General features: G+C 37.9%; 18 protein-coding genes. 6 read left to right on the top strand and 12 right to left on the bottom strand.

Features of this window, described 5'->3' with window-relative positions:
* Nucleotides 1-148: 148 nt before the first annotated feature.
* The gene (locus AAC388_RS12995; protein WP_342371581.1) at nt 149-487 is read left to right on the top strand and encodes a hypothetical protein; all 339 of its coding nucleotides are present in this window, start codon (nt 149-151) and stop codon (nt 485-487) included.
* Nucleotides 488-510: 23 nt separating this feature from the next.
* Here AAC388_RS12995 and AAC388_RS12990 read toward each other — a convergent pair whose 3' ends face one another.
* On the bottom strand, nt 511-1,599 hold the full coding sequence (locus tag AAC388_RS12990) for a M48 family metallopeptidase (protein ID WP_342370770.1): 1,089 nt from the start codon (nt 1,597-1,599) through the stop codon (nt 511-513).
* 19 nt (nt 1,600-1,618) lie between these two features.
* Nucleotides 1,619-2,707, bottom strand: coding sequence for a YjgN family protein (locus tag AAC388_RS12985; protein ID WP_342370769.1), 1,089 nt, complete (start codon nt 2,705-2,707; stop codon nt 1,619-1,621).
* 937 nt (nt 2,708-3,644) lie between these two features.
* On the opposite strand from AAC388_RS12985, the gene AAC388_RS12980 reads away from it, so the two are divergent.
* On the top strand, nt 3,645-4,199 hold the full coding sequence (locus AAC388_RS12980; protein ID WP_342370768.1) for a TetR/AcrR family transcriptional regulator: 555 nt from the start codon (nt 3,645-3,647) through the stop codon (nt 4,197-4,199).
* A gap of 92 nt (nt 4,200-4,291) precedes the next feature.
* Here the strand turns inward: AAC388_RS12980 and AAC388_RS12975 are convergent, their stop codons facing one another.
* The 9 genes from AAC388_RS12975 to AAC388_RS12935 form a co-directional block, all read right to left on the bottom strand.
* Nucleotides 4,292-4,651 carry a hypothetical protein gene (locus AAC388_RS12975; protein ID WP_002120526.1) on the bottom strand — a complete coding sequence of 120 codons (360 nt, stop codon included), beginning with the start codon at nt 4,649-4,651 and terminating at the stop codon, nt 4,292-4,294.
* Nucleotides 4,652-5,028: 377 nt separating this feature from the next.
* A complete protein-coding gene (locus AAC388_RS12970) occupies nt 5,029-6,387 on the bottom strand; it encodes an amino acid permease (RefSeq protein WP_204084600.1) in 1,359 nt (452 codons plus the stop codon).
* A 145-nt stretch (nt 6,388-6,532) separates the two neighbouring features.
* Nucleotides 6,533-7,978: an FAD-dependent oxidoreductase gene (locus AAC388_RS12965; protein ID WP_057068602.1), complete on the bottom strand. Its 1,446-nt coding sequence runs from the start codon at nt 7,976-7,978 to the stop codon at nt 6,533-6,535.
* Between the two features lie 18 nt (nt 7,979-7,996).
* A complete protein-coding gene (locus AAC388_RS12960; RefSeq protein ID WP_032004091.1) occupies nt 7,997-9,328 on the bottom strand; it encodes an APC family permease in 1,332 nt (443 codons plus the stop codon).
* 186 nt (nt 9,329-9,514) lie between these two features.
* On the bottom strand, nt 9,515-10,222 hold the full coding sequence (locus tag AAC388_RS12955) for a cache domain-containing protein (protein WP_014206132.1): 708 nt from the start codon (nt 10,220-10,222) through the stop codon (nt 9,515-9,517).
* Nucleotides 10,223-10,287: 65 nt separating this feature from the next.
* Nucleotides 10,288-11,007: a GntR family transcriptional regulator gene (locus AAC388_RS12950; RefSeq protein WP_342370767.1), complete on the bottom strand. Its 720-nt coding sequence runs from the start codon at nt 11,005-11,007 to the stop codon at nt 10,288-10,290.
* A 55-nt stretch (nt 11,008-11,062) separates the two neighbouring features.
* Nucleotides 11,063-11,833, bottom strand: coding sequence for a nuclear transport factor 2 family protein (locus tag AAC388_RS12945; RefSeq protein WP_002120573.1), 771 nt, complete (start codon nt 11,831-11,833; stop codon nt 11,063-11,065).
* Nucleotides 11,834-11,861: 28 nt separating this feature from the next.
* Nucleotides 11,862-13,292 carry a gamma-aminobutyraldehyde dehydrogenase gene (locus AAC388_RS12940; protein WP_342370766.1) on the bottom strand — a complete coding sequence of 477 codons (1,431 nt, stop codon included), beginning with the start codon at nt 13,290-13,292 and terminating at the stop codon, nt 11,862-11,864.
* A 328-nt stretch (nt 13,293-13,620) separates the two neighbouring features.
* Complete coding sequence (locus tag AAC388_RS12935) at nt 13,621-14,043, bottom strand: Lrp/AsnC family transcriptional regulator (protein WP_002001056.1); 423 nt, start codon at nt 14,041-14,043, stop codon at nt 13,621-13,623.
* A gap of 135 nt (nt 14,044-14,178) precedes the next feature.
* On the opposite strand from AAC388_RS12935, the gene AAC388_RS12930 reads away from it, so the two are divergent.
* From AAC388_RS12930 to AAC388_RS12915, 4 genes are all read left to right on the top strand, one after another.
* Nucleotides 14,179-15,414, top strand: coding sequence for an aspartate aminotransferase family protein (locus tag AAC388_RS12930; RefSeq protein WP_342370765.1), 1,236 nt, complete (start codon nt 14,179-14,181; stop codon nt 15,412-15,414).
* Complete coding sequence (astA, locus tag AAC388_RS12925; RefSeq protein WP_342370764.1) at nt 15,411-16,505, top strand: arginine N-succinyltransferase; 1,095 nt, start codon at nt 15,411-15,413, stop codon at nt 16,503-16,505. Before AAC388_RS12930 ends, astA begins: the two co-directional genes overlap by 4 nt.
* A 403-nt stretch (nt 16,506-16,908) precedes the next feature.
* Entirely contained in the window at nt 16,909-18,372 is a 1,464-nt protein-coding gene (locus tag AAC388_RS12920) for an amino acid permease (RefSeq protein ID WP_342370763.1), read from the top strand.
* Between the two features lie 240 nt (nt 18,373-18,612).
* Nucleotides 18,613-18,978 (top strand): hypothetical protein, encoded by a 366-nt coding sequence (locus tag AAC388_RS12915; RefSeq protein WP_151987298.1) that lies wholly within the window; start codon nt 18,613-18,615, stop codon nt 18,976-18,978.
* A gap of 50 nt (nt 18,979-19,028) precedes the next feature.
* On the opposite strand, the gene AAC388_RS12910 is transcribed toward AAC388_RS12915, so the two are convergent.
* Complete coding sequence (locus AAC388_RS12910) at nt 19,029-20,489, bottom strand: coniferyl aldehyde dehydrogenase (RefSeq protein ID WP_342370762.1); 1,461 nt, start codon at nt 20,487-20,489, stop codon at nt 19,029-19,031.
* Nucleotides 20,490-20,491 lie beyond the last annotated feature (2 nt).

Here is a 20,491-nt window from a genome sequence, read left to right as displayed (position 1 = left end):
GTAGAATAGCTCCTTATAATACTAATCCCTTTACATCACTAACTTGCAAAGTAAAATCGCCTGATATGTACCAAATTTAAATTAAGAGATATGGATATTCATGAATTTAATAAATCACAGTAGTAAGTTCTTTTTTGCAATTTTTCTTATGATGAATCTTTCAAATACATATGCAGCAAAAATACAGGCTGTAGGTGCTGAGGTACAGGAGAGTGCTGTAGATGTAATGGAAGCTGCTGTAGATGTAATGGAAGCTGCTGGAGCAGAAGCTGTAGGTGGGCAAGAGTATATATGCCGTGCTGACGAGGCATGTGATGTTGCATCTGCTGTTTCTGAGGATGAAATGTATGGTGGCATTCAACAGGAATATGTTGTAAAAGGCTGTAAGGTAACAATCTACAATGATGGGCCTGTGAAAATGGTCAATGTAAAGACGGATCAACCATGTGATGCTCCACTTCCTAAAGACCATAAATTTTCTAGATAGACTTTGTGAGCCTATAAATTATTTTATGCACCTTTCTGTTTTTTCTCAAAATCATGAACCATTCGAATACGCTCTTCGGTTGCAGGATGTGAGGATAATGCATCAAGAACAGCTGTAGATAGTTTATTAGCTGAAGATTCTTCTTGAGAAGTTGGTGGGTTGGCCTGATTCTTTTTATCGATACCTTCTTCTGTTGTATCGCTTAAACGTTGTAAGAAATTTGCAAAGTGTGAGACTTCGATATGCTTCCTATCCATCAGCTGTAAAGCATATAGATCGGCTTCGGACTCAAATTTACGTGAATAATTTGCACCAATCATAGCGGCAGGTAAGGACGTAAATAAGTCTGAATTATCTCCTGTCATTGCAATGTATAATATACTTAGACCTAAACTCGTTAACCCTTGTTGCAAACTATGGCGATAAACCAAATGGCCTTGTTCATGGGCTAATACGCCTAAGATTTCCTGATTCGTATGTGCCAATTTGATTAGTTCATCTGTGATAATAATCGTATTATTGGGTAGCGCTACAGCATTAGCCCCTAACTGATCGCCTTTACGGAAGACTAATTTGGCTGGTTTGTTTTCAGCAACAGTATTCAAATACTGTTTAGTAATTTGGTCTTTTTGAGTTTGTGCTAATTGGCTGGGTGCAGTCCAATTATTTAATACATAATTCTCGGCTTCATCACCTAGTTTCTTTAAAGTATTCTCAGGCAATTGAAAAGCAAGATAATGGGATGTGGCTGGAACACCCCATTTGACTAGACTGATCGCAAAAGTAATCACAAAAATTACACTAAAAAGAATAAGACCCGGAGAGCGTTCAAATTTCCAGATCGAATGTTGAACCTTTTTAGTTGTGTAATTAAACCATTCAGGTAATGCACTATGAAATTCAATTCGTGCATCATCAGATAATTCAATTACTGGGTGTAACTGTCCCAGCGCACCAATCAATTTCATATCAGTATATTGATAATGACGCTGAAGTTCTAATTGTTCACCATACCGAATTAGAACCTCAGATTCAGATTGAGCTGAAATCTGAGCAGGGTATGGTTTAGACACTAGGCCATCATAGAAAGTGATATCTACTGCGTGGGACATAAATTATTAACTCAGATTGTTATAAAGAGATGTCGATATCAAAAATATCACTGATTTCTTCAGCTAAAGCACTTTGCTCTTGTTGAGCTAGATTCATCATTTGATCTGGATCATCTAATAAAACTAAACTCATCGATTCAATCTGATATTTGTGAATACGAACTGCAGCCCAAGCAGACATTAAACCTAGGGATAAGATTTTTACAATCCAGTTCGAGGCTACAATCCATGCGAAACGCCATTGGTTACAGTCTGTTTTAAATTGACTGTTCCCAATTGTAGTATTGTTCCATGTCGTAATAAAAATACGAGCAGCAATTAATGGATAAATAAATAATCCAATAAATGCATATACCGTAAATATTCCGAAGAATATAGCGTTTGGTGAGACTCCAGCAATTGTTCCTGCCATAGCAAAGTAAATGATTGAAAAAATAGCAATTATACCAATTGCAATAAAAACTGGTATATAAACTGCAGCCATATATGCAGACCATTTCGCGTTTAATTTAAAATTTAATTGTCCAGCATATAAGTTGTTAAGATAATATTTTTTATATAGCCAAATAGCGACAGGTGTAAAGATTCCTAAAGTGAAAATATATACCAATATACTCAAAAGAAAGACTTTATAAGATTCTTTTATCGTTCCACCAAAATAAAAACGTGCGTTGCCGAACTTACTATTTCTTGCAGTAAAACGCAAAGTAGCGCGAATTAGCCAAGGTACTGCTGCATATAATGCAACCAGTCCAACCACAGTCGCAATCATTGAATACTGTGATGAAATTGCAAATACGACGTAAATTCCTAATGCAATTAAACGTCCAATCAAAATCTTGGTTGGAATCCCTGTAAAATCAAAGCGGCGTTCAAAAAATTCTGTATTACCATAGAAATAGCGTAAGCGACGAACTTTAGCCCAAGGCGCATATAAGCTTAAGGTAATAATAGTCAAAAGAATATTAACGATCCAGATTCCAAAATATTCTGAGGCATTCCCATGAAACTTAAAATGATGAATTCCTGAGTGTGAAATTGGTGGAGTTGTAATATTTTGATCCTCATTTATATCTTGAGGAAGAGAGGTTAAAGCTTGGTCTTGCATTTTATTCTCTTTATTGAAAATATATGATCTTGATTGAATGTAATAGATAATTAGAAAACTATTGAGAATATTATATATTTTTTATAAATTGAAATAAATAGAATGAAAAGCAAACAACTATTTTTACCATTATATTCTTATTGAGTTGTTTTGAGCAGAAAGCTTATCGCGAGAATTATAAATAATAGGTTTAAAGGCATCGGTGACTTATTGTGATTGTAAATTTAGTAGTAATTCTAAGAAAAACTTTCTACATCATTAATTTCATCATTTACTATATTTCATATTCTAATCTTACCTGTTAAAACTAATATATCTATATAAAATTCAATCCCGTTATAAACCCCACTTTAACAATAACTCATTCATTATTTATCCTTACTTTTTAATGATCTAATTTAAAACAAATGTCATTTTGTGTGCTTGACTGTAAGAGAGTTGAATACTATTCTTCGCATGCTGGCCACATTGCCAGCCGGTTGTCGCAGACCGGGAAAACAAAGTCGATATGCAAAACTCTTGTTTTGTGTGTCGGGAACTCGTTCGCCCCCTTTTTCTCTACGGTAGGGCGGAAGGGGGACACCTTCGGGTGTGCTGGTTCCTTTGTTTCCAGTCTGCGAACCCCCTTTCGTTCTGCCACCATAATTTCTATTAATGTCTGGCAGAACTCCCAATAAAAAAGGAGTTGGCTTTGCACATCCATCATTTCTTGGTACTCAGTGCCAAAAGTTATAACGACACCACTTAAAAATTTAAAGCAGCTTGAACGCCATAAGGTTTTCAGGCTCTAAGTCATTTTTACTTAAAACTTAGCAAATACAAAACTTGAGATGTGCCAAGCACCGTCTTACGGCTTTGCTGTGCCTTTTTTTCTCCCAAAAAGGGCACAGGCTTTTTATCTCATTTAGACACAACAAGAATTTATAACGGTAAAACGATGCCAACTTTAGAAATATCTTCCAAAAAATTACAGGTTGTTCAAACCGCAATCCCACTCTTTACCACGCATGGATTCCATAATGCAGGCGTAGACCTGATTATCAAAAAATCCAAAATTCAAAAAGCCACGTTTTATAACTACTTTCACTCGAAAGAACGACTTGTTGAAATGTGCCTAATCTTTCAAAAAAGCCGACTCAAAGATGAAGTTCTTGCAATTGTCTATTCGCATCGCTATCCAAACGCAGCCGATAAACTCAAAGAAATTGTCCGTTTACATGTCGATTTAAACAGTTTTTACTTTTTGCTATTTAAGGCCATTTTTGAATTAAAACTGCTTTATCCTCGAGCTTACCGCATGGCAGTTGAATATCGAAAATGGCTACTTAAAGAACTTTTTGATTTGATATTTAGTCTAGAAAGTCGTGGCTTAAAAGCTGATGCAAACATGATTTTATTTATGATTGATGGCGCAATCATCCAACTTTTAGATCCAAATAAAGCTAGTGAAAGGGAGCAGTTGTTGGATTATTTTTTAAATGTTTTGAGATAATTGAGTGAGGGGATGGGTAAGGAAAAATACCCTAAGTGCGTACTTCCCTTACTTTAAAAATAAATTAAACCTGAACTTAATTTATATAAATATTACTTCTTTTGCTTAAAGCGGTATTTACATTTTAAACAGCGATAATCTTGAAAAATATTCTTGTCGATTATTACGCCAGCTTTCTTACCAAAAATATTGCCAACTACACCGCCAGTAATTCCTGCACTAATGGCACCGACAAAAGTCCCTACAGTTCCGCCAACAATTACACCTAAAGGACCAGCAACAGTACCAATAGCTGCTCCAACAGTAGCACCAGTCGCAGCACCACCTACAGTGCCTGCTGTTGTGCCGGCAGCTGTGAGTAAAACACCGCCAGTTGTTCTAAGTAATTTGTCATGGTCACGTGCTTCAATTTCTGTAGAACCACACTTAGGACATTGCAGAGCTTTTTCCATAAAATTTCCTGTCTTTCATCATTGAGTGACACAGTTGAGGGCTAAATCAGTAAAGTGGGTAAAGAACCTGTCTTGCGATGCAGTATCTTTTGCCTATTGAGTGATCGTAACGATAAACTGGTCTGTTTTGATTTTAGCTGAACATTGACACAAATATTTATAGATCATGTAAACACTTGTACTTTAATAATTATCTCATTAAATACCAATGCTTAGAATGACTAAGGCTTACATATCCATGTGTCTAGTAGAGAACAATTTAATAATGATGAATAGAATGTGAATGGTTTTTTGAATAGATTTTCTGAAGTTGCTTAGGGTGACAAGCTGATAAATGATAAAAGGCCTATTCTGTTTGAATAAGCCTTTTTTGAATTTTAGAGTTCTTTTTTCCAACTCAGAAATTTATATAATCCAAACATGAATGTAATCCAGATTGGAATTAAAATCACCGATTTTTCAAACCCTTGAGTCCACATGATATATAAAATCATGCCAATAAAAATCAAAACAATATAGTTACTCAAGGGTGAAAATAGCGCAGGGAATTTAACAACTTTATCTTCAAGTTTCATAGCGCGTTTAAACTTTAAGTGAGTAAAGCTAATAATTGCCCAGTTTAAAACCAGCGCTGCCACGGCCATGTACATAAGGTAGCTTAAAGCTTCTTCTGGGATAAAGTAGTTCAGTAATACACAACCAAAAATCAGAATAGAAGAGAAAATAACAGCAGGTGTTGGAACCCCTTGTTTGCTGACTTTTGTAAAAATTTTGGATGCATGACCTTGTACTGCTAGACCATATAACATACGACTGTTTGCGTACATGCCGCTGTTATAAACAGACAGTGCGGCTGTTAAAATAATAAAGTTAAGCAAATGCGCTGCCCAACCAATACCAAGCTGGCTAAAAATCATCACAAATGGACTTTTATCTAAACCACCGAGGTCAAGCTGATTCCACGGAATGAGCGACATGATAATAGCAAGCGAAGCCACATAGAAAACCAAGATTCGAAAGATGACTTGGTTAATGGCTTGCGGAATGCTTTTTTCTGGATTTTCGGCTTCAGCAGCAGTCATCCCAATCAGTTCAATACCACCAAATGCAAACATTAAAAAGGCGAGCATATAAAATAGGCCTGAAAACCCGTGCGGGAAAAATCCGCCATGCTGCCATAAGTTTGCAAAGCTAGCGATAGAGTCACTACCCGCGGTAAGCAATAAATATAAGCCAAACACGATCATGGCAATGACCGCCGCAACTTTAATAATAGCTAACCAAAACTCAGATTCGCCATAAAATTTAACGTTGCCTAAGTTCAAACATGTGACCAAAACAAAGAAAAATAAGGCTGATATCCAAGCAGGAATGTGGGGCCACCAGTAATGCACATATTTAGCAACTGCTGTCAGTTCGGTCATCGCGACCAGAATATAAACAACCCAATAGTTCCAGCCCGATAAAAAACCGGGGAATTTCCCCCAATATTTTTGTGCAAAGTAACTAAAGGAACCAACCACAGGTTCTTCTACGATCATTTCACCCATTTGGCGCATAATTAAAAATGCGACCAAACCGACAATGGCATAACCTAAAATAATAGAAGGACCAGCAGACTGGATGACTTGTGCAGAGCCTAAAAATAAACCTGTCCCGACAGCACCACCCATAGCGATCAACTGGATATGGCGATTTTTAAGTCCGCGTTTTAATTGGGAAGATGAATTGCTCAAAATATATGCGCTGAATAAAAAAGCTGGCGCTATTGTAATAGATTGGTTAGGGATAACCTAGTTTGAAAAGGATTTTACTCAGCTAAATAAAAAGGATCCGTAAAAAGCTATACGGATCCCTTTTTGAAATCGGTTATTTTATAAATTAGAAAGATACCATTTTGCCCGGATTAATCATTGCACCAATACCATACATACTTTTTGCGAGTGGAATAACAACGGGAGCAAGGGTACGACCAAAAATAATATTTTGATGATCAATTTTAGATAACATTTCGAAGTCGTTAGATTGCCCAACAAAGTCATTTGCAATCGCTTTACCAATACGTACCGTCTGAGCAACGCCGTGACCACTCCAACCATGAACAGCATAAATTGGGAATTTATGACCAAACTTACGGCTATCTACTGCACCATTTACGGTTAAATCGGTCGTGCCACTCCAGACAAAATCCATCTCTAAATTTTTAATTTGAGGGAAAACCGTATGAATTCGATGTTCTAGATAATTTAAAGTTTTCTCTGGACCCCAGCAGGTTCCTGTACCTTGGCCACCAAACAATAAGCGGTTATTAAACACGGGACGGTAGTAATCAATCTGGAACTGAGTGTCATAAACCGGATGCCCAAATGGGAGTAGCTCTTTTGTATCAAGCTCTAGCGGGGCAGTCGTCGCAACATAGGTATAAAACGGAATTGTGGTATTGTTTTGCTCTGATAAAAGTTTAAACGAAGCATGGTGCACGGCTAACACCACAGACTTTTTAGCTTTTACGACAGCATTTGCTGTTTGAACATAAATACCATCTGCTTTTTCTTCTATTGAAATAACTTCTGTTTGCTCATAAACAGTACCGCCATTTTGGCAAAAGCCATAAATTAAACCACGGTTCAAAGCTAAAGGATGAATTTGTCCACCTAACTCATCAATTAAGCCACCTGTATAGTAGTCAGATTTAATATAGTCCATGAGTTCGTGTTTACCCACAATGCGGGTATGGTCTTCACCTAAATATTTTCGTGCATCGGCGCCTTGTGTTAAACCAACTAAATGCCCTTCATGAACGGCGGCGGTAATGTGGCCGTATTTGCGGTCAAAGTTGAGTTGGTATTTTTCCGAAATGTCATCAATGAGTTGCATTGCTTCCGTAGAGGTAAAATGCCAGAGTTTTTTGGCATCTTCGTAGCTCAAGCGATCGGCCATTTCTTGAGCTTCCCAGCGAGCTAAACCAGGGGTAAGTTGTCCGCCATTGCGTCCAGAAGCTGCGCTACCTACACGGTTTTTTTCTAATAAAACAGTCTCTACGCCTTGTTCAGCTAAATGTAAGGCCGTAGATGAACCCAATAAACCACCGCCAATAACTACCACATCACATTCAATATCAGCTTTTAAACTGTCAAAAGTATGCCAATCAGAAAGTGAGCTTTCATAATAGTTTGCAGGGTTATCTACCGAGGTGACTTCTACAGTAGTTGAGTCAAATTTTGCATGTTTCGGATTTAACCAGCTCCATTCTTTACCCACTTGTAGAGATTTACTTGGTTTATATTCCACGTCTTTTAAAAGTTGAGGTTTAGAAATAATTTTCATAATAAAGTTCCTTAAAAATTAATAAGCATTACTAATAGCAATACTTTGTTTTTTAATCGTTTTATAGATAAATAGGAGAACACCCAAAGCTAACCAGAAACAACCAAACATGAGTGAAGATGAATCGAGATTAAGCCAGAGGCAAATAATGCTAAAGACTGATATAAGCGGTAAAAACAGGTTTAGAAATTTGTTTTTAAACCCTGAACGCTGTTTATCTTTAATATAAAACTTCATAAAAACTGAGAAATTTACGGCTGTAAAAGCGACTAGAGCACCAAAGCTGATTAGGCTGACGACTTGGGCTAAATCTAGAAAAACCGCTGACATTGAAATAAGACCAACAAACAAAACCGAGAAAAACGGTGTACCTAATGAAATATGAATTGTCCCAAAATACTTTTTAGGGAAAATATTATCGGTGCCCATTATATACAGTAAACGTGAAGCGCTGGCATGTGAGGCAAGGCCAGAGGCGACTGTGTTCATAATTTGCCCGCACAAGAATACGGATTGGAAAAAAGCACCACCAACGTAAAGCACAATTTCAGGCAACGCTTCTGAAGGATGTTGAAAACGAAGATTGTTTGGAAAATAAAGCTGAATAAACCAAGCGGCTGTGAAAAAAATAAGCCCGCCAGCGAGAGTCGTTAACATGACTGCACGAGGAATATTTTTGGTGGGTTGTTTGGTTTCATTTGAAAGCGTGGTAACCGCATCAAAACCTAAAAATGAAAAGCACAAAACTGAGGCACCCGCAACGAGAGGGAGTAAAGATTGGTGCTCATGCCAGAGTGGCGCCAATGTAAGCACATGCTCATAACCTTGAGTCGAGCCAATACCCTTAATCACTAAATAAACAAAAATGACCATGAGTATGATCGGTGCAAACACAAACAACAGGCTTAAATTGGCGAGTAACCGAATGCGGAAACAGTTTACTAAAGTGACTAGGCTTGCCGACACAATTACCCAGAACCAGTAAGGCAGACTTGGGATAAGTGCGGTCAGATAAATCGCAGCTAGCAAAACATTAATGAGGGGTAATAACAAATAGTCGAGTAGTGAACACCAACCGACAAAAAAACCACTTTTAGGCCCTAAACTTTCAGCAGTATAGCTATATGCCGAGCCTGATTTTTCTGAATTTTGACTAAATCTTGCATAGCTCCAAGCGGTAAGTAACATGGCACCAAGTGCGAGCAAATATGCCAGTGGCACATGTCCATTGGTAATGCCAGAGACAATACCGAAAGTGTCAAACACCGTCATAGGGGTCATGTAGGCAATACCAATAATCGTGACTTGCCAAAGAGACAGTTTTTTTAAGGAAGACGTTTTATTTTCCATGTCATTTCAACCTCAAATTCGTTGTTTTGCTTTTCATCCGGAAAAGCGATGCTATTTTTGAGCCAAAACTTCCCCTAGACTTGAATAAACACGTCTATTTGGAGAAAGTTTGTACAAAAGTTGGTGGCTGTTTCGCCTTGGTGATGCCCTAAAGCAAGATCAAATACTTATATCTTTGATATAACTCTAGATCACGACCAGTTGAAAAGATTGACACGGTCGTGAGAGAACCTGCTCGGGGCTTTGGCCTTTAAATAATGTGCCTGTTCTGATGGTGATGTCATTTGAAGTAATCACTCGAGAAGAGTCGTTAATCACAATTGCTTTTTGTTTAATGTTTTTAAGCTTCGGCATAAGAATTTTTTCGAGTGCGGAAACTAAAATATCGGTAGCAATCACACCGATAAATTGATCACGAATCATGACCGGATGGGCAAGGGTGATGGTGTATGCGCCATTGCAAATGTAGTCAACATAAGGCCCATGGATGCACGGACTTTTATTTTGAGCAGGTTTATGGAACCATTCAAAAGAGCGAAAGTCTAGAAATCGCTGAGCATTTTGATAGTTTTCAAGTTTAGCTTGTTGTAACTGATCTTCTTTTTTATACCACCATTCGAGTGTCCAATAATCTTGCTCTTCTTGCGTTGCAGGGCTATAACTTGCAAAACCAATACCTTGACTGTAATGGCTTTCCTGTAAGGCCTTTTTAATTTCTTTTTGCAAAGCTGTGCGTTCTGAACCTGAAAGCTTAACGTCTTTTGTTTTTTCAGGTTCATGTTTTGAAAGAATTTTGCTCGCTTTAGTTGCCAGCTTTTCTGTAATGGCTGTCGTTTCTTCAACCACCGTCTTTAACAAATTTTGAAGCTCTTCTATATCTAAATGTTGGGTCATTCCTATAACTCCTAAAATTCCGTATTTCTCACTCGATATTTTATAAGTGCTCTACTTTATTGTTTTTATTCAATAGATAACTTATATCGAAGCATTTGGTCTGTTAGCATCGAAATGATTTTTCGCGCTTGAATAACAGCATCATCTTCATTGCCTTGAACAAAAGATGATAAAAGTTGGTGGTATTGAGCGACGACCAGTTGATGAAATTGATCATCTTGGTAAAGCACAGCAATGAGCGGTGCCCATTCGGCTTGTATGGTTAACTCTTGATTTGCCAGTCGAGCTGATTGAGCAAAACAGGTAAGTGTTAACAAACAACGTAAATCAAGTTGGGCACGTGTATCTGGTTCAACTGCTTGTTCAAATTGATCAATAAGCTCTTTGATTTTACCCAGTTCATATTCAGTAGTTCTTTGTGCTGCCAAATATGCACCATGGCTTAAAATTGCACTATGAAACTCGCCTAAATCAGCCAGATATTCATTTGAAGCTTGACGTAGAGGATGCTTGTTTAAGAGTAAATCGGAAGGTAACTCGCAAACAAAGCTTCCGCCGTTTCGCCCGCGTCGTGTATCAATTAAACCTTTTACGCGTAAAGTATTTAAAGCTTCACGGACCGTAATGGGTGACACTCCCATTAAGCGAGCTAGATCCGCCTCGTTAGGAAGCTGTTCATTGCTTTTGAGCAATCCAGAGATAATTGCATTTTCCAAGCGTTCTACAACTTGTTCCGATCGAGTTGCCTGAGCGATAGGTGCAAAAATTATCGTATATGCTGACATGGCGAATTCTCTAAAAGCTAAGTCAGAGACTTAGCTTAATGAAACGGATAAATGATTAAAACACGCCATATTGATGGACTGCCTGTTCATCTTCAGGCACAGCTGGTATTGCATCCCAAAGTTCAACAATTTTGCCATTATCTACACGCCATAATTCAAAATAGGCATGTCGATTTCCGGCAATACTTCCTTCGGAATGTGTCAAGACAAATTGACCATCAGCAATGGAGCGATGCGTTTTGGAGTATACCAAACCTTGTCCTTCATTACGGATATTGTTCAAAAAATCAATGACTGCTTTAACACCATCGCCAATGTCTGGACTATGTTGAATGAACTGATCGTTGTGAGTGTATTCTTTAAATGCTTCGTAATTGCCATCAATTAATGACTTCTTAAAGAAAGAGGTCACAATCTCACGATTTTCCTCTGGGTCATGGTGAGTGACGATTTCAGTCGGACCATCTAATTGAGTTCTACCACTCACATTTGGCGCGGCTTCTGCCACCAGACCATCCCAGTGTTCCACAATTTTGCCGTCTTTTACTCGGTAAATATCAAAGCCAACTAACGGGTTTTCATCTAATCCTTGAAAGCGGCCATGAATTGCAACCAAGTCACCATCTGCTAGTACACGTACAGCTTCGTGTTGCATGTCAGGACAGTCTTCTACCAATTGGCGAAGGCCCGAAATGCCATTTGCAACCAGTGGTGAGTGCTCTATAAAGTCTTCAGAAAAATAACGGTCCAGAGCAGTGGTGTCGTGCAAATTAAATAGCTCGTGATGGGCTTTAGTCACCAAGTCTTTCATTTCTTGTTTATTCATTTTGATCTCCTTTCAAAACTCATTGTTATTATTCGTTTGAACTCATCACATGTTTAACGCGAGTATATTCTTCAAAACCGTAGCCAGATAAATCTTTACCATAGCCTGACTTTTTGAAACCGCCGTGTGGCATCTCTGCGGTTAAAGGAATATGGGTGTTAATCCAAACTGTACCGAAATCGAGTTCACGAGACAGACGAGTTGCACGAGCATGGTCTTTGGTCCAAACACTTGAAGCTAGGCCATACTCAACATCGTTGGCTTTTTCAATCGCATCATTTTCATCTGTAAATTTTTGAACGGTAATCACAGGTCCAAAAATTTCATTTTGAATGGCTTCGTCGTGTTGTTTTAAGCCACTAATAACAGTTGGTTCAAAATAGAAGCCTGGACGGTCTGCCTGTTTTCCACCTGTTTCAACTTTGGCGTGAGCAGGTAAGTTGTCGATAAACGCTTTAACGTTTTTCAATTGGTTGGCATTGTTAAGTGGACCATAAAGCGCGTCTTGATCATCGGGTTCACCAAAACGGGTATTTTTTGCAGCTTCAACTAACTTACTTAAAAATTCATCATGAACAGATTCAGCCACAATTACACGCGTTGCTGCAGTACAGTCTTGGCCTGCGTTGAAATAGCCTGTTAAAGCAATCATTTCAACTGCTTTGTCGAGGTCGGCATCTTCAAAAACCACTACAGGCGCTTTACCACCCAGCTCAAGATGCGCTTTCGCCAGATTTGCTGCGGCAGAAGCTGCAACTTGTAATCCGGCACGAACTGAGCCTGTAATAGAAACAAGAGCAGGGGTTTTATGTGATACAACTTTTGAACCCACCTGAGCTTGGCCTAACACTACGTTAAATGCACCTTTAGGGAAAAATGGTGCAGCAATTTCTGCCAGTAAAAGCGTACTTTCAGGCGTCGTATCACTTGGTTTAAGTACTACTGTATTACCAGCGGCTAAAGCTGGAGCAATTTTCCACACCGCCATCATGAGTGGATAGTTCCAAGGTGTAACTTGTCCAACTACACCGACAGGTTCGCGGCGAATAGAAGAGGTTAAACCTTCTAAATATTCACCTGAAGCTGTGCCATTGAGTAGGCGAGCAGCACCTGCAAAGAAACGAACCTGATCTGCTGATGCACCTACTTCTTCAGATGCAATTAAGTGTTTTAACTGACCCGTATTACGACTTTGTGCCTCAATTAAACGCTCCGCATTTGCTTCAATAGCATCTGCCAAGTTAAGTAATGCTTTTTGACGAGTCGAAGGTGTACTACGTCCCCAAATTTTAAATGCTTCTTTTGCAGCAGCATAAGCTGCATCAACTTCCGCCTCGGTCGCATTCGGCGATTGTGCATAGACTTCACCAGTCACTGGGCTTATCAAATCGAAGAAATCATTTCCTTTGCTAGCAACATATTCGCCGTTAATAAAGTGTTGTAGTTGAGTTTTAGCCATTTTTTATACCTTGTCCTTAGGTTTTAACATATAACATATAATACTATATGTATTATGTTTTAAATTTTCTGTCAAATGCTTTGATGAGGGGAGTAAGTGAGAAAAGTAGGAATTTAAATCAAATTAGATTTTAAGTTTTTGATTTTGATTATTTAAAAAAATTAAAAATTTATTGACGATTTTTAGGAGAAGTTGATTGTCGTAGTAGTTCAGTAGATTTGATGAAAGACAATTGAAGAATTTTCTAATCGAGAGCAGCTTGATGAGCCAAACCTTATGCTTAGCCCATCAATTTTTCGTTCTTATTATTTGAAATTAAAGTGAATGATTAGGTCTTATGACTCGCAAGCAGAATGCTGGTTTCACTATTGTAAATACCTGAAATGTTTCTGATTCTTTCTAAAACTTTATCGAAGTTTTCTAAAGTGTCAGAACGTAGCTCGACCAAAATATCCCATTTGCCATTCGTTTTATGTAAACATTCCACGGCACTTTCTAGGCGTAATTCTTTAATCACAGACTGCGCTTTGGTCCCTTCAACCATAATGCTCATCCATGCACGGATGACGTTGCGTTCAGCATTCGGTTTAAAACGAACCGTATATCCGGTAATGATGCCCGAAGACTCCAGATACTCCATTCTCTTCTTGATAGTTGCTCTTGAAACGTGAACTTTTTCGGCTAACTCGGTAACAGACATCCGTGCGTTATCTTTAAGTAAACCTAAAATAATTTGATCAATGTTATCCATATTGTAATTGTCAATTATCAAATTGGTAAAAATTAATTCATTTTTGACTGAATTACAAATTTTGTGAATCAATTTGATTTTGAATAATAGGGGCATCGGTTAAGCCTAATAATTCAATTTAATGGACTAGATAAGATGAATAATTTTGCAGTTTCTCGTAATGACTTTAACGAGTGGATGGTTCCAGTTTTTGCACCGGCAAATTTCATTCCAGTACGTGGCGAAGGTTCACGTATTTGGGATCAAGAAAATAAAGAATATATCGATTTTGCAGGCGGGATTGCAGTAAACGCATTAGGTCATGCGCATCCAGTGGCAGTAAATGCTTTAACAGAACAAGCAACAAAACTTTGGCACGTTGGTAACGGTTATACAAATGAACCGGTTCTACGCCTTGCAAAACAACTCACTGAAAATACATTTGCAGACAAGGTTTTCTTCTGTAACTCAGGTGCAGAAGCGAACGAAGCAGCATTAAAACTAGCTCGTAAAGTTGGACTAGACAGCGGTATTGCTGGCAAAAGCGGCATTGTGGCATTTAACAATGCTTTCCATGGCCGTACCTTATTTACCGTTTCGGCGGGTGGTCAACCTAAATATTCACAAGACTTTGCACCACTTCCAAATGGTATCAACCACGTTGCCTTTAATGATTTAGAAGCTGCAAAAGCGGTCATTAATGAACAAACTTGTGCCGTGATTGTTGAACCGATCCAAGGTGAAGGCGGGGTAATTCCAGCTGATATCGAGTTTTTAAAAGGCTTAAGAGCACTGTGTGATGAGTTTGGTGCCTTACTGATTTTTGATGAAGTGCAAACAGGTGTTGGCCGTACAGGTGCACTATATGCCTACATGAACTCTGGTGTTATTCCAGATGTGTTAACTACTGCAAAAGCACTAGGTGGTGGTTTTCCAGTAGGCGCAATGCTAACAACCGATAAGTTTGCTCTGCATTTTTCTGTCGGTACACATGGTACGACTTATGGCGGTAACCCGTTAGCAAGTGCAGTTGCTGGTGCAGTATTTGAGTTTATTAATACACCTGAAGTGCTTAATGGTGTCAAAGAACGTCATGACTACTATAAAAAAGCTTTAAATCAATTAAATGAAAAATATGAAGTCTTTAAAACGATTCGTGGTGAAGGTTTACTGATTGGTTGTGCCTTAAAAGACAAATTTGCAGGTAAAGCAAAAGATATTAATAACCTTGCGGGTGAAGAAGGTTTATTGAGTTTGATTGCTGGTCCGAATGTTGTACGTTTTACACCGTCTTTAATCATTCCATTTGCCGATATTGATGAAGGTCTAAAACGCTTTGAACGTGCGCTTGCTCGCTTTGTTGAAATTCAAAAGGATGAACAAGCAGCATGATGATTATTCGTTACATCGAACCTAAAGATGTTAATGACCTTTACCTGTTGGCAAAAAAAGCGGGTTTTGGTTTGACATCTTTGCAGCCCAATATGGAAAAACTTGCTGCTCGTATTGAGAGGGCGTGTAAGACAGTCGCAGGCGAACTCCCAAAGGCAGATCAGGTTTACCTATTTGTTTTAGAAGATACTGAACTCAACAAAGTTGTCGGTGTTTGCGGTATTGAAGTTGCACTTGGTTTAAAAGAGCCTTGGTATAACTTTCATGTAGGAACCCAAGTTCATGCATCTGAACCCTTAAGTGTTTATAACGCTTTACCTACTTTGTATTTGAGTAATGACCATACTAACTGTAGTGAGCTTTGTACTTTATTTTTAGACCCTGACTATCGCTTAAATAAAAATGGCAAATTTTTATCTAAAGTTCGCTTCTTGTTTCTGTCAGCATTTCGCCAACATTTTGAAGAAACCATTGTTGCAGAAATGCGGGGTTATTCCGATGCAAATGGACAATCACCATTTTGGAATGCGGTAGGGCATAAGTTTTTTAATATTGAATTTACCAAAGCTGATTATTTGAGTGGAGTCGGACAAAAGGCTTTTATTGCTGAGCTAATGCCAAGACATCCACTCTATGTCGATATGTTACCTGATGATGCGAAAGCCGCGATTGGCATTGTTCACCCAAATACTCGACCAGCCTACAACCTCTTGCTTGAAGAGGGACTACGCTATAAAGGCTATGTCGATATTTTTGATGGTGGTGCGACGCTGCAAGCAGATATCGAAAATTTACGGGCAATTAAAGAAAGTCAGTCTGTAGCAGTACAAATTGAACAACCTGAAAATATTGCAGTAGGTGATGAAGCTTACATTGTGGCTAATGATGACTATGAAAATTATCGCTCGATTCTTGTGTATAGCAAACCGCACCAAAACATATTGCAGTTAACGAAAGAACAAGCAAAACAATTGAATGTTGAAAATGGCTCTTTAGTTCGGGTGCTAAGCGTTCATGTTAAACAGGTTTCGAGCCCAGAAGTGGTCAATAAACTCAAAGCCACTGAACATTTTCGAATGGCTGTTAATTAAGCAGAAATTACTATACATTTCACCAAATTTAAGAAGGAATACTATATTATCGCTAGCGCAAGATGGGTATATGGATAAATACAATCTTGCTCACTGAGCTGGGATTAATTAGCCTGTTTTTCTATATAAAGAGTAAGTAAGTAAATAAAATATTTAATTAATTTATCTATTTTAATTGTTTATTGAAATTATATTGAGAAAAGCGGGCTAATATAATAATGAAGGAAAGGATTGATGATTAATTTTTATTGTTATAGGTAATAGCTTTTAAAAAGGAATTTATAAGGTTTTAAGTGGTTTAATAATATTTTTAACATGATTTAATGGACTAAATTAATAATCATATAATTTATTTATTATTAAAGCATTTACGACGGTTGCTATAAATTGGAGTAAATATTACATGAGTAAGAATAACGGAAAGCAGTTCCTGGAAGGAGATCTTCTTGGTAGTCAACATATGACTGAACAAGAAGAAGAGAAATTGCAGCGCTCATTAACCAATCGTCATATTCAGATGATCGCAATTGGTGGTGCAATTGGTACTGGATTATTTATGGGTTCCGGGAAAACATTAAGTGTTTCGGGTACTTCAATTGTTTTAACCTATTTAATTATTGGTTTCTTCTTTTTCTTCGTGATGCGGGCAATGGGTGAATTGTTGCTTGCGAACACTAATTTTAAAACGTTCGCCGATTTTGCAACGGCTTATCTCGGCCCATGGGCGGGGTTTTTCCTTGGTTGGTCCTACTGGTGTAACTGGATTATTACTGCGATTGCAGACGTGATTGTAATCGGAGGGTACATGCAGTTTTGGTATCCCGATTTACCCGTTTGGATTCCTGCATTTACTTCATTGGCCGTCTTAACCATACTCAACTTTGTGGCTGTGCGTTTGTTCGGTGAACTAGAGTTTTGGTTCTCACTCATCAAAATTACTGCAATTATTCTGTTTATTTTGGCTGGTATTTATTTAATTAGTACTGGATTTACTTCTCCAAATGGGGTTAAGGCCTCAATGAGCCATTTGTTTGAAACACAATCTATGTTTCCTTATGGTGTAACAGGTTTCTTAGCTGGCTTCCAAATTGCCATATTTGCGTTTGTGGGTATTGAGCTTGTCGGTACAACTGCTGCTGAAACCAAAGATCCGCATACCTCACTTCCAAAAGCAATTAACTCTATTCCTTTACGTATTTTGTTGTTTTATGTGGGAGCATTGGTTTGTATTATTGCGGTCACATCTTGGGCTAAGGTTTCACCAGAAAAAAGCCCGTTTGTGGAAATGTTTACATTGGTTGGGTTACCAATTGCGGCAGGTTTAATCAACTTTGTTGTTGCGACTTCTGCGTTATCTTCGGCAAACAGTGGAATCTTTGCGACCAGCCGTATGCTATATGGTTTAGCGTTAGACAATGATGCACCGAAAAGCTTTAGTAAGCTATCTAAAAGAAAGGTTCCAATTAGAGGCCTCGTATTTTCAATGGCCTGTGTAACGCTTGGGACATCCATTCTATTTATTGTTCCAAATGTTATGACAGCATTTACGATTATTTCAGCGCTTACTTCAATCTTATGTATTTTTACATTCATGTTGATTGTGCTTTCATATATTTATTATCGTAAGAAAAGTCCTGAATTACATATCCAGTCAAAATATAAAATGCCAGGTGGCTTATTTATGGCATGGATGACGATGCTATTTTTAGTCTTCACTATAGTAATTTTAGCTTTAGATCATGATACGTTAATTGCTTTAGAGTTTTCACCAGTATGGTTTGTTGGTTTGTTTATTGCCTATAAATATAAAAAGAAAAAGATGTTGCAGCTTGATATTTTAAAAGCACAAAAGGTTGATTATATTTAAGTCGAGTATAGTTATTTTTATATTAAAGCTAGGTGAGTGCCTAGCTTTTTTTATTTTTAAAATAATAATTTATGATTAAGATAATTTGTTTGTGGTTACAATATTTAGTAGAAAACTTACTCAGAAAATTTTTGTAATGTTTGAAATTTTTTTCAGGATTTTAAATATAGTCATAAATATTAAAATGAATTAAATTGATTTTAAAACTAAAGATTACAAGGTAAAAGGAATAGTAAACCCATGATACTTAAGTTTAATGATAGTGATTTGTACGATTTTACTATTGGGAAAAGATACATCTGTTTTGGGGTGCAATTTAATGAATATCGAAATGAAACAAAAGTATCTGTTCGCCGCGATTCAGATGGTACCCCTGTTATTGTAGAAATTTCTAAATTTAAAATAATTAATCCTAGTATACCTGAAGGTTGGGAAATTTCATTTTATAAACAGGAAGATACTATAACTACTACTATTGAACCTAAAGAATTTAGTGGAGCATTTTGGGATGACTATCATGATGGAAACCCTAAAATGGAAAAATTGTTTGAAGATACTTATTTAAAGATCTGTAAATTCCATAATTTTTCTATTACTTCTGATTGATTAATTAAAAGCCGATAAAAAAGCCTCATTACGAGGCTTTTTTATACTCTTTATTTAATATTTGGATCGCCCTTTTTCAAGAAGAAGCGAATCGCTAACTTTTGCAGAAATGTTCCATAAGGAGGGTGGAAAAGCTGAGTCGGGAAAAACCGATGACGTATAAACACAGTTTTTGCATGTGAAAGTTCACGGAAGCCTTCTTCACCATGATATGACCCCATGCCTGAGTTTCCGATACCACCGAAAGGAGCATCATGGTTGACTACATGCCAACCCCAATCATTAATGGTCACGCCACCCGAATGAGTTTCACGTAAAATACGATCACGTTCTACTGAGCTATGTGTAAAGAAGTAAAGTGCTAAAGGTCGTTCATCCGATTTCACATAGGTAATCGCATCATCTAAAGAATCATAAGCCACGACAGGTAAAATAGGGCCAAAGAGTTCTTCTTTCATAATGCGCATGTCTGGCGTGCAATTCAGCACAATCTGTACAGGCATTCTGCGACCTTGTTGGTCAAAGCTATACGTGTCGCAAGGAATAACACGAGCACCTTTTTCTTGTGCATCGGTCAAGATATCTTGAATACGTTTTAAATGACGGTCATTTACAATCGATGTGTAATTCTCATTGGTTGTAATGTTTTGACCAAACATTTTTATAAAGCTGGATTTTGCTGCATCCACAAACTCATCAATACTTTCTTTCGGAACCAACGCATAGTCAGGTGCTACACAGATTTGCCCACTATTTGTTGCTTTACCATGAGTAATACGTTTTGCAGCATCGGCAAGAGGGTAGTTGCGGCTTACAATTGCAGGTGATTTACCACCTAATTCGAGTGTAACAGGTGTTAGATTTTCAGCAGCAGCTCGCATGACGACTTTGCCAATCGCAGGAGAGCCAGTAAAGACAATATGGTTAAACGGTAAAGATGTAAATCTTGCTGGGTCTGTAATTTCTTCACCAAATACGGCCACTTCATCTTCATTAAAGACTTCGGCAAGCATGCGTCTTAGCATGGCATTAGTATTCGGGGTAATTTCAGGGAGTTTAATCATGACTCGATTGCCCGCAGCCAAAGCAGCAATCAGTGGGCCAAGTGCTAAATAAACGGGGAAGTTCCAAGGAACAATCACACCAACCACGCCTTTAGGTTGGTATTGCACACTTAAACGATTTGATAAAAATAAAAGCTCGGTACGGCGTTTACTTGGACGCATCCAGCGTCGTAAATGATGAATCGCATGATCGGCTTCTAACACAGAGCCAAGCAAATCTAATAGCTTAGATTCATCAAGTGATCTTGAACTAAAATCGGAATTAATCGCAGCAGCTAAAGCATCTTGATAACGGATAATTTGTTTTTTAAGTTGATGTAGTTTTGTGCGGCGTGCTTCAAGACTTGGGTAAGGATCTGCTTCAAAATTGGCACGTTGTTTGGAAAAAATAAGTTCCATATGTTCAGTGGCAGAGCCGCTATATTCTTTTAAGGTGGACTGTTCCATTA

Source organism: Acinetobacter sp. D009 (assembly GCF_038562025.1).
GTDB lineage: Bacteria > Pseudomonadota > Gammaproteobacteria > Pseudomonadales > Moraxellaceae > Acinetobacter > Acinetobacter pittii.
Note: the sequence above shows the minus strand (reverse complement) of the source record. Positions and strands in the feature narration are given on the sequence as shown.

What these genes read in the sequence shown, in the direction of transcription:
- AAC388_RS12995 (WP_342371581.1), top strand. Translation starts at nt 149, where the DNA reads ATGATGAATCTTTCAAATACATATGCAGCAAAAATACAGGCTGTAGGT.
- AAC388_RS12990 (WP_342370770.1), bottom strand. Translation starts at nt 1,599, where the DNA reads ATGTCCCACGCAGTAGATATCACTTTCTATGATGGCCTAGTGTCTAAA.
- AAC388_RS12985 (WP_342370769.1), bottom strand. Translation starts at nt 2,707, where the DNA reads ATGCAAGACCAAGCTTTAACCTCTCTTCCTCAAGATATAAATGAGGAT.
- AAC388_RS12980 (WP_342370768.1), top strand. Translation starts at nt 3,645, where the DNA reads ATGCCAACTTTAGAAATATCTTCCAAAAAATTACAGGTTGTTCAAACC.
- AAC388_RS12975 (WP_002120526.1), bottom strand. Translation starts at nt 4,651, where the DNA reads ATGGAAAAAGCTCTGCAATGTCCTAAGTGTGGTTCTACAGAAATTGAA.
- AAC388_RS12965 (WP_057068602.1), bottom strand. Translation starts at nt 7,978, where the DNA reads ATGAAAATTATTTCTAAACCTCAACTTTTAAAAGACGTGGAATATAAA.
- AAC388_RS12960 (WP_032004091.1), bottom strand. Translation starts at nt 9,328, where the DNA reads ATGGAAAATAAAACGTCTTCCTTAAAAAAACTGTCTCTTTGGCAAGTC.
- AAC388_RS12955 (WP_014206132.1), bottom strand. Translation starts at nt 10,222, where the DNA reads ATGACCCAACATTTAGATATAGAAGAGCTTCAAAATTTGTTAAAGACG.
- AAC388_RS12950 (WP_342370767.1), bottom strand. Translation starts at nt 11,007, where the DNA reads ATGTCAGCATATACGATAATTTTTGCACCTATCGCTCAGGCAACTCGA.
- AAC388_RS12945 (WP_002120573.1), bottom strand. Translation starts at nt 11,833, where the DNA reads ATGAATAAACAAGAAATGAAAGACTTGGTGACTAAAGCCCATCACGAG.
- AAC388_RS12940 (WP_342370766.1), bottom strand. Translation starts at nt 13,292, where the DNA reads ATGGCTAAAACTCAACTACAACACTTTATTAACGGCGAATATGTTGCT.
- AAC388_RS12935 (WP_002001056.1), bottom strand. Translation starts at nt 14,043, where the DNA reads ATGGATAACATTGATCAAATTATTTTAGGTTTACTTAAAGATAACGCA.
- AAC388_RS12930 (WP_342370765.1), top strand. Translation starts at nt 14,179, where the DNA reads ATGAATAATTTTGCAGTTTCTCGTAATGACTTTAACGAGTGGATGGTT.
- astA (WP_342370764.1), top strand. Translation starts at nt 15,411, where the DNA reads ATGATGATTATTCGTTACATCGAACCTAAAGATGTTAATGACCTTTAC.
- AAC388_RS12920 (WP_342370763.1), top strand. Translation starts at nt 16,909, where the DNA reads ATGAGTAAGAATAACGGAAAGCAGTTCCTGGAAGGAGATCTTCTTGGT.
- AAC388_RS12915 (WP_151987298.1), top strand. Translation starts at nt 18,613, where the DNA reads ATGATACTTAAGTTTAATGATAGTGATTTGTACGATTTTACTATTGGG.
- AAC388_RS12910 (WP_342370762.1), bottom strand. Translation starts at nt 20,489, where the DNA reads ATGGAACAGTCCACCTTAAAAGAATATAGCGGCTCTGCCACTGAACAT.